At 59.7% G+C, this 17,149-nt stretch carries 12 protein-coding genes and 1 tRNA gene; 9 read left to right on the top strand and 4 right to left on the bottom strand.

Going from position 1 to position 17,149, the window contains the following annotated elements; genetic code table 11:
• Positions 1-5: 5 nt before the first annotated feature.
• The 6 genes from M5J06_RS07260 to M5J06_RS07285 all read left to right on the top strand — a co-directional run bounded on the left by M5J06_RS07260 (position 6) and on the right by M5J06_RS07285 (position 11,061).
• Positions 6-1,697 (top strand): VanW family protein, encoded by a 1,692-nt coding sequence (locus tag M5J06_RS07260; protein ID WP_250224319.1) that lies wholly within the window; start codon positions 6-8, stop codon positions 1,695-1,697.
• A 3-nt stretch (positions 1,698-1,700) separates the two neighbouring features.
• A complete protein-coding gene (locus tag M5J06_RS07265) occupies positions 1,701-3,482 on the top strand; it encodes an ABC transporter ATP-binding protein (RefSeq protein ID WP_250224320.1) in 1,782 nt (593 codons plus the stop codon).
• A 642-nt stretch (positions 3,483-4,124) separates the two neighbouring features.
• The gene (locus M5J06_RS07270) at positions 4,125-5,600 is read left to right on the top strand and encodes a SpaH/EbpB family LPXTG-anchored major pilin (RefSeq protein ID WP_250224321.1); all 1,476 of its coding nucleotides are present in this window, start codon (positions 4,125-4,127) and stop codon (positions 5,598-5,600) included.
• 193 nt (positions 5,601-5,793) lie between these two features.
• Complete coding sequence (locus M5J06_RS07275) at positions 5,794-6,702, top strand: class C sortase (RefSeq protein ID WP_284150875.1); 909 nt, start codon at positions 5,794-5,796, stop codon at positions 6,700-6,702.
• Positions 6,703-6,706: 4 nt separating this feature from the next.
• On the top strand, positions 6,707-7,558 hold the full coding sequence (locus M5J06_RS07280) for an isopeptide-forming domain-containing protein (RefSeq protein ID WP_250224322.1): 852 nt from the start codon (positions 6,707-6,709) through the stop codon (positions 7,556-7,558).
• A complete protein-coding gene (locus tag M5J06_RS07285) occupies positions 7,558-11,061 on the top strand; it encodes a prealbumin-like fold domain-containing protein (RefSeq protein WP_250224323.1) in 3,504 nt (1,167 codons plus the stop codon). The genes M5J06_RS07280 and M5J06_RS07285 overlap by 1 nt, the downstream gene beginning before the upstream one ends.
• A gap of 78 nt (positions 11,062-11,139) precedes the next feature.
• Here M5J06_RS07285 and M5J06_RS07290 read toward each other — a convergent pair whose 3' ends face one another.
• The 3 genes from M5J06_RS07290 to M5J06_RS07300 all read right to left on the bottom strand — a co-directional run bounded on the left by M5J06_RS07290 (position 11,140) and on the right by M5J06_RS07300 (position 12,486).
• On the bottom strand, positions 11,140-12,069 hold the full coding sequence (locus tag M5J06_RS07290) for a class C sortase (RefSeq protein ID WP_250224324.1): 930 nt from the start codon (positions 12,067-12,069) through the stop codon (positions 11,140-11,142).
• 107 nt (positions 12,070-12,176) lie between these two features.
• Positions 12,177-12,365: a hypothetical protein gene (locus M5J06_RS07295; RefSeq protein WP_070448130.1), complete on the bottom strand. Its 189-nt coding sequence runs from the start codon at positions 12,363-12,365 to the stop codon at positions 12,177-12,179.
• Between the two features lie 47 nt (positions 12,366-12,412).
• Positions 12,413-12,486, bottom strand: a tRNA-Gly gene (locus tag M5J06_RS07300).
• An 87-nt stretch (positions 12,487-12,573) separates the two neighbouring features.
• Between M5J06_RS07300 and dcd the strand changes: the two genes are divergently transcribed.
• Complete coding sequence (gene dcd / locus M5J06_RS07305; protein ID WP_250224325.1) at positions 12,574-13,146, top strand: dCTP deaminase; 573 nt, start codon at positions 12,574-12,576, stop codon at positions 13,144-13,146.
• Positions 13,147-13,205: 59 nt separating this feature from the next.
• On the top strand, positions 13,206-14,546 hold the full coding sequence (locus tag M5J06_RS07310; RefSeq protein ID WP_250224350.1) for a UDP-glucose dehydrogenase family protein: 1,341 nt from the start codon (positions 13,206-13,208) through the stop codon (positions 14,544-14,546).
• Here the strand turns inward: M5J06_RS07310 and M5J06_RS07315 are convergent.
• Complete coding sequence (locus tag M5J06_RS07315) at positions 14,476-15,696, bottom strand: YibE/F family protein (RefSeq protein WP_250224326.1); 1,221 nt, start codon at positions 15,694-15,696, stop codon at positions 14,476-14,478. The genes M5J06_RS07310 and M5J06_RS07315 overlap by 71 nt on opposite strands.
• Before the next feature lie 121 nt (positions 15,697-15,817).
• On the opposite strand from M5J06_RS07315, the gene M5J06_RS07320 reads away from it, so the two are divergent.
• Positions 15,818-17,107 (top strand): HNH endonuclease signature motif containing protein, encoded by a 1,290-nt coding sequence (locus tag M5J06_RS07320; protein WP_070597037.1) that lies wholly within the window; start codon positions 15,818-15,820, stop codon positions 17,105-17,107.
• Positions 17,108-17,149 lie beyond the last annotated feature (42 nt).

A 17,149-nucleotide genomic window follows, 5' to 3' on the forward strand; every position in this document is an offset into this window, starting at 1 on the left:
TACACGTGAAAAAGGCAATCGGACACAGCCAACAGCGACGCAAGGGGCTCCAGGTGACCCTTGGCGTGCTCGTCGGCCTGATACTCATCGCCGGCATCGCCTATGCGTGGGACGTCATGGCTAACCAGCACAAGGTCCCGCGCGCGACGTCGGTCGGCGGCGTGGACATCTCCCGCATGGAGCGCACCGCTGCGGTGGAGAAGCTGGAGCAGGAACTCGGGGACGTCGCGGCCCAGCCCGTGGATATCCGCGCCGGGGAGAAAAGCTCGCAGCTTATCCCCCAGGACTCCGGCCTGAGCCTGAATTATCAGAAAGCCGTCGACGGCATTCCCGACGCTTCCCTGAACCCCCTCTCGCGCCTGTACAGCTTCATTAAGCCCACCCAGGAAATCCCTGTGGCTGTGGACATCGATGAGAACCAGCTCTCCGGCCAACTCGAGCGCGTGGGCAACGAGCTGAAGATCGAGCCGGAAGACGGAAACTTGGAGCTTATCGACGGCTCCCTCAAAGAGACCAAACCCAAGCTCGGCCAGGCGGTGGAAGAGGGAGTGCTGCACGAGGGCGTCGTGAAGCACTGGCTCGACCCCGAGGGCGTCGACGTCGAGCCGATGGTGGTGGAGCCTCAGATTAATGATGAGGCGATTGAGGCCATGCGCACCGGGGATGCCGCCCGCGCGCTGGATAACCCGCTCACGCTGAAGGGCGAGAACAACACCACCGGCACCTTGCGCAAGCCGGAGATTTCCCAGTTCGTCTCCATCGCCGCGGAGGATGGCGAGCTACGCCTCAAGGTGGATAAGAACCGCGCGCGCGAGCTTTTCCAAGAGCGCATGCAAGGCTCCGAGGTGCCCGGCACCAACGCCAAAATTTCCTTCAGCGGCAACGACAAGCAGATCACGCCCTCGGTGGATGGCTCCATCATCGACTGGGAGAAGACCCTCGAGGGCTTCGAGGATCGTGTCAGCAGTGAGGATGACCGCGAATGGGACGCCGACTACAAGCCGGACCCCGCGGAATTCACCACGGAGATGGCGGAGAAGGCTACCTTCGATGACACCGTATCCGAGTTCTCCACCGGTGGTTTCTCCGGGGCATCCGGTACCAACATCCGGCTGGTAGCCCAGCAGGTCAACGGTGCCGTGGTTAACCCGGGCGAGACCTTCTCCCTCAACGGCTACACCGGCCCGCGCGGTACCGCGCAGGGCTACGTGGAATCCGGCATCATCATCGATGGTCACGCCGGCAAGGCCGTGGGCGGCGGCATTTCCCAGTTCGCCACCACCTTGTACAACGCGGCCTACTTCGCGGGCATGGAAGACGTGGCGCACACCCCGCACTCCTATTACATCTCGCGCTATCCGGCGGGCCGTGAGGCCACCGTGTATGAGGGTGCGATTGACCTGCAGTTTAAGAACACATCCAACCACCCGGTGCGCATCGAGACCAGCTTTGGCAACGAGATCACCGTGCGCTTCAAGGGCGTGAAGACGGTGGACGTGGAGTCCGTCAACAATGGGCGCTGGGCCAAGACCGAGCCGCAGCGGAAATCGGTGAGCGAGGATTGCTCGCCGTCGTCCGGCGCGCCGGGCTTTACCACCTCCGATACGCGCATTATTAAGGATCTTTCCGGCAAAGAGATTTCCCGGGAGACCACCACCACGGTCTATGACCCGCAGCCCATCGTTACCTGCGGTTAAGCCATGACCCGGCCGATGCACACCGCGGTGAAGGACCCGGCGGACGTCGATCAGCTGGCCCAGCACCCAGTGAAGTTTGGTCGCGTCGCCGGCCTTTTCGCAGCCCACCGCGGCACGCTGCTTGTGGTGGTAGCGCTCATCATCGCGACGTCTGGGCTGACGGTGGTGCAGCCTTTCTTGGTGCGCCGCACCGTGGACGAGGCCATTCCCAACCACGACACCGCACTGCTGTTGTGGCTGGTGGGCGGCATGCTGGCCATCACCGTGGTCTCCCAGGCCATCGGCGTTATCCAGTCCTTTCTGTCGGCGCGGGTGGGGCACACCATCATGCACGAGCTGCGCACGCAGGTCTTTGCCAACCTGCAGCGCCAGTCGCTGCAGTTCTTTACCAATAACCGCGGCGGTGAGATTCAGTCGCGCCTGACCAATGACATCGCGGCGATGCGCGGCATGGTGACCACAACCGCGACATCCGTGGCCAGCAACCTCACCATGACTGTGGCTACGTTGGTGGCGATGGTGGCGCTTTCGCCTACCCTCTCGCTTTTGTCCCTGGTGGTACTGCCGCCTGCAGTGTGGCTGACCCGCCGCGCCGCCGTTCTGCGCCGCAGCCTCATGGAGAAAAACAGCCGCGCGCAGGCGACGCTGCAGCAGACCATTTCGGAGAACCTGTCGGTCTCCGGCATGCGACTGGCGGCCACGCTGGGCGCGCAGGAGCGGGTCTATGGCGCGTTTGAGAAGACCTCGCGCTCCCTCATCCGTTTGGAGCTGGAATCGCAGTTGGCCGGGCGCTGGCGCATGGCGCTGACGCAAATCATCTTCGGCGTGATGCCGGCCCTGATTTACCTGGCGGCCGGCTTGCGCCCGGGCATTACGATTGGCACGCTCATCGCCTTTTCCACCCTGCAGACCCAGATCTTCCGTCCCATTACCGGCCTGCTCAACGTGGGCGCGCAGTGGGTGGCGTCGATGGCGCTGTTTAGCCGCATCTTCGAGTACCTGGACCTGGAGCCCGAACTCACCGAGGCCACCCAGCCCGCCCAGCTTGCCGACGCCTCCCTCACCCTCCAGCACGTCTCCTACCGCTACCCCGGCACCGACACCGACGCGCTTTCCGACGTCTCCCTTTCCATCCCCGCCCACACCACCACCGCGCTAGTGGGGCATACCGGGTCCGGCAAGTCCACGGTGGCCGCACTTTTTGCGCGCCTTGCCGATCCGACCGAAGGCACCGTGCACCTGGGCGGGGTCGACCTGCGCGATATTCCACCTGAGCAGCGCGCGGAGGTCATTGGCGTGGTCTCCCAGGAGACCTACCTGATTCACGGCACGGTGCGGGAGAACCTCCTCTTCGCGCAGCCGAATGCGAGTGAGGAACAGATGTGGGCGGCGCTTAACGCCGCGCGCGTGGACGAGGTCATCGCCGCGCTGCCGGAAGGTCTGGACACAGTGGTGGGCTCGCGCGGCTACCGCTTCTCCGGCGGTGAGCAGCAGCGCCTTTCGCTTGCCCGCACGTTGCTGCGCCAACCACGGGTGCTCATCTTGGATGAGGCCACCTCCGCCCTCGACAACGAGACGGAGCGCGCCATCCAGGAGGCGGTCCTTGGAGCGGACGCCACCCGCCTGGTCATCGCGCACCGCCTGTCCACCATCCGCGATGCGGAGCAGATCGTCGTCCTCGATGCCGGCGAAGTGGTCGAGCGCGGCACCCATGCTGAGCTGCTGGCCCGCGGTGGTGCCTATGCTGCGCTGCTTCGCGCAGCATCCGAGGCTGACGCTTCGTAGAGAGCTGCTCCAGAGAATCTTAACGCTATTAACTTTCAGTCGTGTGGCTTGTTGAAAACTGAGGATCTGAATGGTTTCGGAATACCCCTGGGCCTTCTTGGCGATACTTCCTTTTGTCGGGATGCTGAAAGTTCTGGATTGTCTGCTGATATTGGCAGTATTAATGGTTATTTTACTGTCGCTGGAGGGTGCTCTCCAGAAAGCCATTCTTCTGTGTGATGGGGTTGCTATGTGGCGGGTGTAAAATCGAATAGGTTTACCCTCTTAAGCGGGTAATGTGTTCAATTACACGCGAACCTATATGAGATTTCAAAAACGGTTGTTGACCTGCGAAAGAGGTATTCACGCTAGTGTGGATGAGGCGGAACCTTGAGCGATCTGGCTGAATTTCTGGGGGGGGGGGAGCTTTAGTCGGGGACTTTTCCTCAGGTGCTGGGTATAGAATCTAGTTATGTAATCCACAGGCCATCGTAAGTTAAGTCTGGGGCCTGCGTAGGCGTTTCCACCTGAAAACTGCTCTCGGCAGGCGAAAGAATCTTAGCAACGGGTCAGGTCATGGTGCGTGAACCGTGGGGAATGGATTGCACACAGCTAATGAGACGTGGTGTCTCATTTCAGAACTCGTGTAAAGGACCAGTTTCCGTGAACAAGATCTCTCGTACCGCTCGTTCAGTTGCCTTCGCTGCTATCGCCGGACTCGCTTTGGGCGTTTCCGCTCCGGGTGCACTGGCCCAGGAGAACCCTGGCGCTGAGCAGGGGGCCGTGAACAAGGCAAACATCGATTTCACTAAGAAGGGCTCGATCACCCTCTACAAGAAGAAGGGCGCCGAAACCGCTAATCGGGCCACTGGTAAGGAAATGGCGGGCGTCCCGGGTGAGGCACTGTCTGGTGTGACCTACAAGATCACCAAGCTTGATTACGACCTGCAGAACGGTGATTGGGCGAAGTTCCCGAAGTCGGCTGCTGACGTCACGGACGCCAATAAAAGCAAGGACACCAAGGAGGTAACCACCGGTGCTGACGGCAAAGCATCCTTCACTGATCTGCCTTTGGGCATCTACTTGGTAGAAGAGACGAAGGCCCCGGCTGGTATCGTTGCTGGTGCTCCGTTCATCGTGTCGGTGCCGATGGTCAATGAGGCTTCCGATGCCTGGAACTACGACGTAGTGGCCTACCCGAAGAACACTGAGACCAAGACTGAAAAGACCGTCAAGGATGCGGATAAGAACATCCAGGACGCATACACCTACACCATTAACGCCGACGCTCCGACGTGGGGCGAAGGCAAGAGCCTGACTGCCTTCCGCTTCGAGGATCAGTTGGACAAGCGCCTTGACTTCCAGAAGGTCACTGAGGTCAAGGCCGGCGACACCGTTCTTGAGACCGGTGACTACACCGTTAACAACCCCGCAGAAAACGGTAACAAGCTCGTCGTCACCCTGACCGAGCAGGGCCTGGCTAAGGTCAACTCCGGTGACAAGTTGTCCCTGACTTTCGACGTCAAGCGCAAAGAAGTCGGTGCCACCACTGAGCTGAAGAACCAGGCTGACGTCATCTTCAACAACCCGAACACCGGCAATGAGGTCAAAAACAAGACCAACGAGGTCGTGACCTATCACGGCAAGCTCAAGGTTGTGAAGAAGGATGGCAAGGAAGTCGGCAAGGTCCTGCAAGGTGCGGAGTTCGAGCTCTACCGATGTGCCTCCGCGCAGGATAAGCTCGAGAACCCGCTGACGGTTAACGGTGCGAACAAGTGGACCACTGGTGAGGATGGCACCATCACCATCGATGGTTTGCATGTCACCGACTTCGAGGACAACAAGGAGGTTGCTCCGGCAACCAAGAAGTTCTGCCTGAAGGAGACCAAGGCTCCGGCCGGCTATGCGCTGCCGAAGAAAAACGTTACTGAGATTGACTTCACCCGCGACAACATCGCGAAGACTGGTGAACTGAACGGTGACGACAAGATTACCCTCGTGTCCGAGATTGACAACATTAAGCAGGACACTCCGAACCTGCCGATGACCGGTGGCGCCGGTGTGGGCATCCTGGCTGCTATTGGCGCAGCAATTGTTGCTGCTGGTGCTTGGTTCGCTCGTCGTACCGCGCGCAACTAATAGCCGGGCGTAGTTCCGGTGGCGCAGACTGTCCATGATGGTCGGCGCTGCGGGTCGGGTAATCAAAATATGGTGCTCGACCCAGTGAGGGGACTGGGCTAGGTATAGACTTCAGTCCCCTTCATTCTCTTTCGTTGTAATCCCGGTCGCGCTGCGCTAGCGCGTGGGGCATTGTTTTGGGTGGTGCGGGTCGTTGACTACGGTGGTAGGCCAAAATGCAGGCCGACGGCACAGGCGCCGTGGAGGCCTAGTCCTTCCGGCGGTAATCGTTGTCGTTGGGTTGTTGGTGATGCTATACCCAGTGGTCTCGACCGCATGGAACAATTGGAACGCCTCAAGAGTGGCGCAGGAATATGCGCGACTGGATAAAGAGACACCGGCGCAGGTGCAGGATTCGGTGTGGGATGCTGCACATGCATACAACGAGGAGCATACGTCGGGTCCGATCTTGGATCCGTGGCTGAACCGTATCGGTGTAGATAATCCCGATTATGAGGCTTACCTGGAACAGTTGGGTGAGACCGAAGCGATGGCTCGCCTCGTGTTTCCAGCAATAGACGTCGATCTGCCGGTGTTTCATGGCACCGCGGATAAGACACTGCAGCGTGGACTAGGACATTTATATGGTTCTGATTTGCCAGTAGGCGGTCCAGCAACCCATTCCGTCATCACAGGGCACACGGGCCTAGCGAATTCGACGATGTTTGATCACCTCGACTCTGCCACCGAGGGAGATGTGTTCTACATCCAGGTTGCTGGCCACAAATTGAAGTACGTCGTCGACAGCATTCAAGTGGTTCTGCCGAGTGAAGTTGATGGCCTACGGCCAGTCGCCGATCAGGATTACGTCACGCTGATTACGTGTACCCCGTACGGGATCAACACACATCGCTTGTTGGTACGTGGACATCAGGTTCCCATGGAGCCGGGGGAAGAGTCGGTATTTGATGGCTCCCACGGCCCGGGTTGGCAATGGTGGATGTACGTACTGTTGGCTGCAGTGATTGTCATTGGTTGCTGGCTGGTGTGGTGGCTGCGACGGCACCAGGCGGCTGCCGGAGCACAAGAAGTTATTAATAAAGAAAGTAGCGTGCGGGAGTAAGGCGATGAAGAGGTTGACAAATGCATGGTCGGCCCAAACGGTTGCCGTCGGAGTAGCGTGTGCAATTGCATTTGCTGGGCCGGGCATGGTTGCTGCGGAAGCGGTACAGGTTGCCGGGCAGCAGACTACTGGTGCGGAGCAGACCGTGGACTCGGATACGGTGACTGTTCGGCTCACGCAGGGCAATCCGGATGATGATGGTCAGGCACCTTCAGGAAAGATTCAGGGAGTCACGATACATCTGGCCCGGCTTGCCGGCTTGGACCCGACCAACGCTGACGACGCAGCCCGCGTACGGAACGCGAATCTCGACGAGGTTCGTGATTGGCGCACCGATGTGCACGTGGATCTGGTCACCAATGCCAATGGCGAGGTGACGTTTGATGGTCTAGCTAATGGCTTCTATGTGGTGACGTCTACAGCGCCGGATGATTCCTACCGAGAGATCAACCCGTTTGTGCTGGCGGTTCCGTTCCACACCGTGGTGGATAACCCGAATCCGGTACCAGGAGTAATCGTGGCTAAGACCCACAAACCGGGTGAAACGCCGACGCCAACCACGTCGTCATCTACTCCGAGCGCTCCGCCGTCACACCCGGATACCCCGCAAACACCTCCGAACTATCCACCGACTAAACCAGGCAAGCCGCCGCACCAACCCGAGACAACGCCACCGGGAACTCCAAGTGCCGGTAAGACCTCAACCCCAGCAGTGCCGTCAGGCAATGGTGGCTCATTGGCGATGACCGGTGCACAGGTACTCGGCGTGGTTGCCGCAGCGTTGGCGTTGATCGCCACTGGTTTCGTAATGATTGCCTTTAGCCGTAGGAAGAATTCAGAAAGCGAGGGACGCTAATGTCCTGGACAGATTCTCATCTGGTCGAGCCGGTAGCGTATCGCTGGCGCGTCGTAGGGGCGTTCGCTGCAGTGCTGGCCCTAGTTTTTAGCGTCGCTGCGCCGGCTGCTCTTCCAGGTTTCGTTGGCGCTGTCGCCGAGGCACAAACCACAGCGTTGCGTGCCGAGCTTGATTCCGCAGACCAGCTGAGCATTCCCGCTGGCGACAGCGCTACATTTGAAGGCCGTTTCGTCGATGGCGGAACGGTGGAGGAGCTGGAGTTCAGTGCCAAGGTTTCGCAGCTTGAATTCGAAGGCGCGGCATTCACGCTGACAATCGACGGTGAGGAGATCCCCGTTCGCGAAGGCGACAACCTCGTTGTAGATACGACGAGCAATGCAGTAGCTTTCCGCGTCACCGGACTCAACGTCGATGTGCCCGCAGGCGCAGCTTTCTCACTGACGACTCCGGCGATCGCAGAGGAATCCGATCTTCGTGGAATGTCCGTTGATGTGCGTGGAGTAGCCGAGGAGACTACCAGCACGTCATCACCTGAATCCAGCGAAGCCTTAGAAGCCCCTTCGGAGGTGACTGAGCCGCTTGATATTGCTGACGTTGACGCGGCCCCAGCCCGTCTGATGGCGGCGCCGAACATTACCCCGTACGCTGCAGGCGACCGCACCATCACGATGGTAAACGATGGATACGTGCTCAAGGGAAGCCGCTATATCCCGAACTTTAAGATTCCGGACGGTGAGCTTTTTGGCGGCCAGCTGTCCATTCCGCAAGGCACGGTGGTTACCCTCAAATCCAGCGTTAACAGTTATTTATCGACTAACCCTGATGACCTGACGATCTATTACACCGGTGCCAACGGAGGTTGGTATGAGGCGAAGGTGACCTACAAAAGGATTAGCGCCAAGGAATACCAAGTCACCCTGCCGCAGATTACTATTGGTGGCACCGCACAGATTCAGTTTAAGGGTGTTCACCGCGGGCCAGCCAATACAGTGTTTACAGCTTCCTTCACCGTTCCTGCGAAAGAGGAGTGCCAAGATCCGGTCACAAGCAGACAGCCAAAGCGCGATCTCACCCCAGCTGAATTTGCCGACGGTAGCCCTGTCTACGTTGTAACCAGTGAACCTAAGGATCTTCGCCGAGACACTTCCATTCTGAGCCGTCAAGTCAACCAAGGCCGAGACTTTCGCCAGGTGGGAGAGTCCACTCCCTGGGTGTACAATGCTCTAGCCTTTGATTCGAGTGATAACTGGCTCTATGCGGTGAGCCAGAGTCGCGGCCGAAATGGTGATCCTTGCTACCCGGCAGGAAATCTCCTTCAGATCAATCCGGCAACCGGTGAAGTATATAATCTTGGGCCTATTTTAAAGGCCGGAAGTACCGGTACCCCGTTTGAAACGAGCGGCGACCGGGATGTCCTCAACGCTGGCGTGTACACCAGCGAGGGATTCTTCGTGGGCAATACGTCTACCTCTGGTACTCGGCACCTTTATAAGGTTGACGTCGACAAAGTCACTGCTGAACGTGTGTTCGGAAACCAGCGGTCTTTTTCGGAGGACTGGGCGGTGCTCCCGCAAGCCCAGAAGTATATGTGGGGTTTCCAGAGTAAGGCTCAGGCAGGCGACAAGCTTATCCTTGAACGCATTGACACACAGACCGGCGACATCAGGACCTGGGATCTCACCGGCATCAAGACCTTCGATGGGCGCACGATCTCGAACCCCTCTGCTTCTTGGGGCAAGGCGTGGACCTACTCCAATGGAAACCTGGGCTTTGGCTCGGGTAGTGCGAATGCGAATCAGCTGGGCTTTGAGTTGAAAATCAGTAATCCGGATTCCGGTAGTCCGACGTTCGAGCTGGTCAACATAATGAACAACCTGCCTGCTTCATTTAACACGGACGCGGCCTCCGACCTAGTTCCGCCACCGCCAGGGCTGCAATCAAACATTGCGGTGAAGAAGCAACGCTCGGAGACCAAGGTGGTAAACGGCGAGGTGCGTACTTTCTGGACCATCTCCGTGGAAAACACCACGGATAACACCAGTTCGGGCGGCACATTCTGGGAGTACCTACCAACGGATACTCACTATGGTGTGAACGCTTCCGGTCCAACTGCGGAATTCGAGGGATTTGGAGCAGGATCTACCCAGGTTAACGGTCATATGCCAGGACCTGACCAGATTGCGCCGGGAACCGGTATTTATGCCGGAATGACCCTGCCGTCAGCTACAGCTGGTGAGTCTCGGTACATGATGGGCTACGTTGGTACCCTTCCTGGCCACGCGAAGGTAGAGTTCGTTGTCTCCGCTCCAGTTCGTAAGGATGAGGACGGCAACCTCAAGACGGTGTGTAGTCCGAACAAGGTTGCTTTCCAGGCCACGGACGGGGAGTCGAGCCCGGCTGAAGATGACAACGTCGCTACTGAAGCCTGTTTCAATAAGGTTGCTGTCGACAGCACACCGCAACCTGTTCCTGGTGCAGCGAATGAATATACCGCGAAGTACAACGTCGTAGTTGAGGCACCGGACGCACCTGGCTTCGACACCAACGACGTGATCTACGGCAAGCTCACGGACACCCCGAGGTTTGTTGGTGCTGCCACGGTTACTGGGGCCACTGTGATCTTCAAGGACGAGTTCAACAAGACCAGCCAGCCGCGTGCGTACCAAGGTGCCGGCCCCTTTGAGCTCAACAAGAATGACACTCCGAAGATCATTAAACCCAAGGGTGTTGAAGGAAGCACTGGGCAGCACGTCTATGAGATAACGGTGCGTTTCAAGCTGGATCGTTCAAAACTGGACAGCACCTCTGTACCCGCCGGGTACCCGAGCCAACCTGCAGGAAACACCCGCTGCTACATCAAGGATGGCCTGCACGAGCCCAACTTTGGACTCATGAACGAGGCAGAAATGGGCGGCTGGAAGGATACTGACTGTATCCCGCTGGAGACCAAGGAAACGATGGACGTCCTGCTCGAAAAGGCGAGCTATAACCCGGACAACCCGGACGAGATCCAAACCGACGGGTTGCTTGGCGGCGCGCAGTTCACTGTTCACCGCGCTGACGCTGACGGTAACCTGAAGCTAAACACAGATGGCAGCGTCAACACTGATGCTAACCCCGTGGTGAAGCAGTCCACGACCACCACCACAGGCCGCGTGAAGCTCGAAGGCTTGGATGCTCCTGGCGTGTACTACCTTATCGAGACGAAGGCGCCGAACGGCTATAATCTGCTGCCCGCGCCAATCAAGTTCTCGACGGAGTGGGATCAGAATGGCAATGCAGTCATTAAGGTGCTCTCCGGAAAGACCGCGATCACGAGTAATAGGTGCGCAGAGTCCGACACCGCTGCCAATTGCGTGAAGAAGATCGGCGTCCTTCAGGTCGCTGACATCACCAAGGGTGCACTGCCCAAGACCGGTGGTGAGGGCGTAGGCCTGTGGGCTCTCGCTGGCGCCGCAATTGTCGCGGCAGGGTGCCTCGCTTTGCGACGCCGCCGGGTATAGAACCACCGCTTGCGGTTACTTTTAGAAAAGGCCCGCTCTTCCAGGGAAGGGCGGGCCTTATTGCATTTTCATTGGCGGTTAGGATTCTTGCGGGTCGTCGTCAAGCACGGCATCCTTAGCGGTGCTGACATATTTGCGCCACCAGTAGATGAGCAGAAGCACGATGATGGCAGCGGCAGCCAGGATGGCCCACATCCACCACTGCCAGTGAACACCCGAGCTGTTGAACGCAGCCTCATCTTCCGGATCCATCGGCACTCGGTGGCCGGTGACGAGCAAGCGGTGGGTATTTACGCCGTATGGGGTGCAGGTAATGAGCGTAACGAGGTCCTGGCCAGGCTCACGGTGGAGCGAGCTGGTGTCTGCAGGCTCGACGACGCGAATATCGTGCACCTCGTATTTGAGCTTCTCGCCGCCGGCGGCGATATAGAAAGCATCACCCTTCTTGACCTTGGTCAGGTTGTCCCACAGCGTGGCGTTTTGTAGGCCCGTGTGAGCGGAAAGTGCTGCGTGCCGGCCCTCGCCGTCACCTACGCCGCCGACAGGTAGGTCCGTGCCATAGAGGTGGCCAGCGCCGCGGGAGAGTGCCTTTTCTGAGGTGCCGTGATAAATGGGCAGATCGGAATTGATGGAGGGGATGACGATGCGACCCATGGCATCGGTCTCTGACAACACAGACAGGTATTGGCGGTAGCGCTGGTACTCGGGAGAGTTCTCGTCATCGGTGGTGGTCCAAGCGTCTTCCACACTGATTTGGCCCAGCTGGGCGTTGTAGGCCTGTGCCTCCTCCCAGGCGGTGTGCAGTACTTCTGGCGGGGCTTGCTTCTCCAGCTTGGCGTATTCCTCGGCGGCGCGGGATTGGGTGTGGTTGTTCCACTGCGTGGCCACGACGGGGTAGAGCAAGACACCGAGACCGACGAGGATCAGAATTAACGCAATGATGGCGTTGGGGTTGACGCCCTTCTTCTTGGGTGCGTCGCTGATTTCCGCTGGTTCGTGCTTGCCCATTGTGTCCTGCCTGTGGGGTTTGTTACCGCACGCCCTGGTATTGACGTGGGGGTAATTTTTGAATCTCAGGCTAGGGACGATGTAGCTCTGAGAGAAAACGTGTCTGTCTAGTCGCCGATAACGAAGCACAGGGCTTCATACCGATTCAGAGTGGCCTCGTCGATGGCTAAAATTTGATCAACCGCGCGCTGTTCGCGGAGCTCATCGATTGTGCGGGGCGCAAGATCTTGAAGTACATGCTCACGTTCAGCGCGAAGCTCCGCTGTGGTTTTGGGCGTGAAGATAGGGGCTGTCATGGTCCATCCTGTAGGTATGAAATTAGTCCATGAACTGGGAAAATACGTGGAGCCGACGACGGGAATCGAACCCGCACTCTCAGCTTGGGAAGCTGATGTTCTACCACTAAACTACGTCGGCGCAATGCAGATTGTGCATCGTTGTAAAGCTTAGCACCGCCGCCGCCCGAGGCCATAAAAGGCCCAGTGGAGAGGTAGACTGTGTGCCGTGCTTCTTTCTGATCGTGATATTCGTGCCGCCATCGACTCAGAGGGGCCTGATGCCTTGGGCATTGAGCCTTATGACGCAGCGATGGTCCAGCCTTCCTCAATCGATGTGCGCCTAGACAAGTTCTTCCGCGTGTTTAATAACTCGCGTTACACGCACATCGACCCCAAGCAGGAGATGCCGGACCTCACCAGCGAGGTAGAGGTGGCTGAGGGGGATGCCTTCGTGCTGCATCCGGGTGAGTTTGTGCTTGGTGCAACGCTGGAGAAATTCACCCTGCCCGCGAATTTGGCTGGACGCTTGGAGGGCAAGTCCTCCTTGGGGCGACTGGGCCTGCTGACGCACTCGACGGCCGGATTCATTGATCCGGGCTTCTCCGGACACATCACGCTCGAGTTGTCTAACACCGCGAACCTGCCCATTACCTTGTGGCCGGGGATGAAGGTGGGCCAGCTGGCTATCTTCCAGATGTCCTCGCCGGCGCAGGCCCCGTATGGCTCCGGCGCACTGGGGTCGAAGTACCAGGGCCAGCGCGGGCCGACGCCGTCGAAGTCCTATCTGAACTTCCGTTAAACTTTTCGTGCTCGCCGCGCGCTTCTGGTCAACCGCGCCTAAAATTCCCGGTTATGCGTATGACTGTGATTGGTACCGGCTACCTGGGTGCGACGCACGCTGCCTGCATGGCGGAACTCGACCACGAGGTGCTCGGCGTAGATGTTGATGAAAGCAAGATTGAAGCCCTCAAGAACGGCCGTGTGCCGTTCTATGAGCCCGGCCTTCCGGAGGTGCTCGAGCGCAACATCGAGTCCGGCCGCCTGGGCTTTTCCACCAGCTATGACGACGCCGCGGAATTCGCCAACCTGCACTTCCTCGGCGTAGGAACCCCGCAGGCACACGGCTCCTATGCAGCGGACCTAACCTACGTGAAGTCCGTCATCACGGAGCTCGTGCCGCGTCTCAAGGGCGAGCACATCATCTTCGGCAAGTCCACCGTCCCAGTGGGCACCGCAGCGGAGCTGCAGAAAATGGCCGATGAACTCGCCCCGGAGGGCACCAGCGTGGAGATTGCCTGGAACCCGGAGTTCCTCCGCGAGGGCTACGCCGTCAAGGACACCATCACCCCGGACCGCATCGTCCTCGGCGTCGGCGAGGCAGGGCTCGCCGACGGTGTAAGTAACGCCGAAGAGGTTGCCCGCGAGGTCTATGCCCAGCCCCTGGCGCAGAACACCCCGTTCATCGTGACGGACCTGCAGACTGCCGAGCTGGTCAAGGTCTCCGCCAACGCCTTCCTGGCCACCAAGATCTCCTTCATCAACGCCGTGTCTGAAATCTGCGAGATTGCCGGTGCCGACGTGGTCAAGCTCGCCGATGCTATCGGCTACGACGAACGCATCGGCCGCAAATTCCTCGGCGCGGGCTTGGGCTTCGGCGGCGGCTGCCTGCCCAAGGATATCCGTGCCTTCATGGCGCGCGCTGGTGAGCTCGGTGCGGACCAGGCCCTGACCTTCCTGCGCGAGGTCGATGCCATCAACATGCGCCGCCGCGACCGCGTCGTGGACCTGGCCAAGCAGGCATTCAACGGCTCTCTTTTGGGACACCGCGTCACCGTGCTGGGCTGTGCTTTCAAGCCCAACTCGGACGACGTCCGCGATTCGCCGGCCCTCTCCGTGGCCGGTTCGCTCTCCCTGGCGGGAGCCGCCGTGACGGTTTATGACCCGCAGGGTATGGAGAACGCGAAGAAGGTGTTCCCGACGTTGAATTACGTGGCGTCGGCAAGCGCGGCTCTTAAGGATTCCGAGCTGGTTATCCTTGCCACCGAGTGGCAGGAGTTCCGCGACCTCGACCCAGCGGAGGCCGGCGAGCTCGTGGCCCGCCGTCATATCATCGACGGTCGCAACGTTCTCAACGTCGATGCTTGGCGCGCGGCCGGCTGGACTGTGGAAGCACTCGGCCGCGTCCTTCCGGCATCGTAAAGGCCGCAATCGCCGTGGTCAGCGGCACCGCCAAGGTCAGCGCCATGGCGCCGAGCAGGGATCGCATGACCTCGGTAGCCACAAGGTCGCTGGATAGAATCTGGCCCACCGGGCGCTGCGCCGCCGTGATAAGCATGAGCAGCGGCAGCGCCGCGCCGGTATAGGTCAACACGATGGTATACACCATGGAGGCGATGTGGTCGCGGCCCACCTTCATGGCAGAGGCAAAGAGTTGACCAGGTCCCGCCGTGGGGTCGGCGGCATGCAGCTCGCGCACAGTGGAGGCCTGCGCCACCGCGATGTCGTTGAGGCTGCCTAGCGCGCCAACGATGAACCCGCACAGCAGCACGCCCACAATGGGCACGCCAGGCATGTACAGCAGTAGCTTGAGGTTTTCTTCTGAGCTGGCACCAGTAAGCGCTGTGCTGCTTATCGACGCCCACCCGATCGCCCCCGCAACACCCAGCGCCACCAGTGCGCCGCCCAGTGCCGAAGCGGACTTCCAGTTCACGCCGTGGACAAGCGGGACGACGATGAAGATGATGGCCGCGCACGTGACCAGCGCGAGGGGTAGCGGTGCGTGGCCCTCCACGAGGGAGGGGATGAGATAAAACAAGACGATGGCCAGGCTAATACCCAGGCCGAGCAACGCGCGCAGGCCGTGCCAGGCGGCAAAACCAATGATGATTATGGCGGCGATGATGGCCCACAAAGTGAGGTTGCCGCCGCGGCGGTAGTCCGCGAAGGCATAGGTGCCGTCGTCTGAGCGGGAGAGCATGACGTCCTCACCCACGGCTAGCGTTGGCTCGCCGGCGACTCCATAAAACACCAGCTGTGTCTTGCGGCCCGCATCCTGACCGGTGGTCAGCTCGATGAGCGCGCGCGTGCACGAGGTGTCATCGCCTGCTGCCGGGATGAGCGGGGCCTCGTCGAAAGCGCGCCCGGTGTGCGGGTCGCTGCACAGGTGATTATCAACAGTCGCGACCGTGCCCTCTACCTGTGGCTGGTTGAGGGCATAGGTCTTGTCGAAGTCCGGGCTGGTGTGCTCCGTCGGCGCGCTGGTGGGGCGGAGAATAAGCAGGCCGGTGAGTGTTGCGAGGGCTGCAAGTACCAGGAAACCGAGAAGTCCCGTACGCCACGGATTAGTCATGCCTACTATTGTGAATGGTTATCAAGAAAAAGAAAACTAATGTTGATGCGTCCAACAAGTTATCCACAGGCTGGAGGCTTTGCCGTTGTGAGGCGCGGGTGGGTTGTTTAGCGTTGCTGGCATGAACCTTGTTGAAGCGCATCTACGCAGCCAGGCGGCAGGCATCGAGCTCGTCGCCGGCGTTGCGGGGCTCAGCTTTGAGCAGCTGCGGGCGTGGGGTCCAGAGTCCGTGGCGCGTTCTCTGCTGGCGCTTTTCGACGTCTACTTTGCCTCCACCTCCTTCACCCGCAAACAAGCGCGCGCTATTGCAGCGGCTCGCGATAATGGCCACGACCTGCCCACCCTGCTGCTCATTGAGCGCTTCGCTGGGCGGCTGAAGAAACAGCGCGAGGCATGGGATCTGCGCATTGAGCTGTGCGGGATTTCTGGCGATGAGAAGGCCGTGGCTCGCTATGCGCGCGAGCGCCTTCGCGAGCTCAACCCGCCGCCCGCGCCGAAGCCTGGCGTGACAATTCGCCGGGGTAAGGAGCTGTCCAAGCTCACGCTCACCGCCCCGGCCGCGCTTATCGAGGACCTGCGTCCCAACATTGATGAAGACGATCCCGTCGGCTCGTTTACGGCTGCGTTTCACGAGGGCCGCCTTGCCCGCCCCGTTCCCCAGACCCTCGCCGTCATGGAGCTTCCCGAGTACGCCAGAATTTTGGGCCGCTTGGGTGACCCGTCCACGCCGCGCCCCGATTCTGCGGACCCGAACGCTCCTCTTTCCGGCCAGCCAGCGTCATCTGCAACCCAATCCACCAACCATGAGACACTTGGCGCTGATACCGCGGCGCCTGACCTTGGGGATATCGTGATTCAGCTATCCAACGGCGCCAAGATTACGGGCAAAGAACTTATCGAGCGCGAGTTCGCCGAAGAAGGACTCGTCATGCTCGTCGACCGTGTCAAAGGCCCCGTGGAACTTCACCGCACCCAGCGGGTTGCCTCGGAGAAGCAGCGCATCATGGCAAGTGGGGAACAACCAACCTGTGCCTGGGGCCGTTGCTTGTGTGGGGCTGATTATTGCCAGATACACCACATCAAGGAATGGAGAAACGGCGGCGAGACAAACCCCGAAAACCTCACCCCGCTGTGCAAGTATCACAACGCCATCAATGGTCTCCCGGGCCGTGGCCGTATCGTGCGGGAAAACGGCAAAGTTAAGTGGGTGCCAGCCGGCCCCCGCGATCCGCGGGAACCGGTACATCCGCACCGCGCACCACGCGCCCAGCGTATTCACGAAAACCGTCAAGACACAGTAAGCACCGTTGCGGGGCCTAGCACAAGCCGTCGTGCCCAGACCGCAAAGCCGGCCGAATCTCCGACATCCACACGTTCTGAGCCGGGAAGTCCCGCTCCGCCCGACCGATAGGAGAGACGCGCACGCTTTTGTGCCGAGTGCGTCTCTTTGCGC

The sequence above is a fragment of the Corynebacterium intestinale genome (genome assembly GCF_023574125.1).
In the GTDB taxonomy this organism is placed as follows: domain Bacteria; phylum Actinomycetota; class Actinomycetes; order Mycobacteriales; family Mycobacteriaceae; genus Corynebacterium; species Corynebacterium hesseae.

What these genes read in the sequence shown, in the direction of transcription:
- M5J06_RS07280 (WP_250224322.1), top strand. Translation starts at nt 6,707, where the DNA reads ATGAAGAGGTTGACAAATGCATGGTCGGCCCAAACGGTTGCCGTCGGA.
- M5J06_RS07310 (WP_250224350.1), top strand. Translation starts at nt 13,206, where the DNA reads ATGACTGTGATTGGTACCGGCTACCTGGGTGCGACGCACGCTGCCTGC.
- M5J06_RS07290 (WP_250224324.1), bottom strand. Translation starts at nt 12,069, where the DNA reads ATGGGCAAGCACGAACCAGCGGAAATCAGCGACGCACCCAAGAAGAAG.
- M5J06_RS07285 (WP_250224323.1), top strand. Translation starts at nt 7,558, where the DNA reads ATGTCCTGGACAGATTCTCATCTGGTCGAGCCGGTAGCGTATCGCTGG.
- M5J06_RS07320 (WP_070597037.1), top strand. Translation starts at nt 15,818, where the DNA reads ATGAACCTTGTTGAAGCGCATCTACGCAGCCAGGCGGCAGGCATCGAG.
- M5J06_RS07315 (WP_250224326.1), bottom strand. Translation starts at nt 15,696, where the DNA reads ATGACTAATCCGTGGCGTACGGGACTTCTCGGTTTCCTGGTACTTGCA.
- M5J06_RS07265 (WP_250224320.1), top strand. Translation starts at nt 1,701, where the DNA reads ATGACCCGGCCGATGCACACCGCGGTGAAGGACCCGGCGGACGTCGAT.
- M5J06_RS07295 (WP_070448130.1), bottom strand. Translation starts at nt 12,365, where the DNA reads ATGACAGCCCCTATCTTCACGCCCAAAACCACAGCGGAGCTTCGCGCT.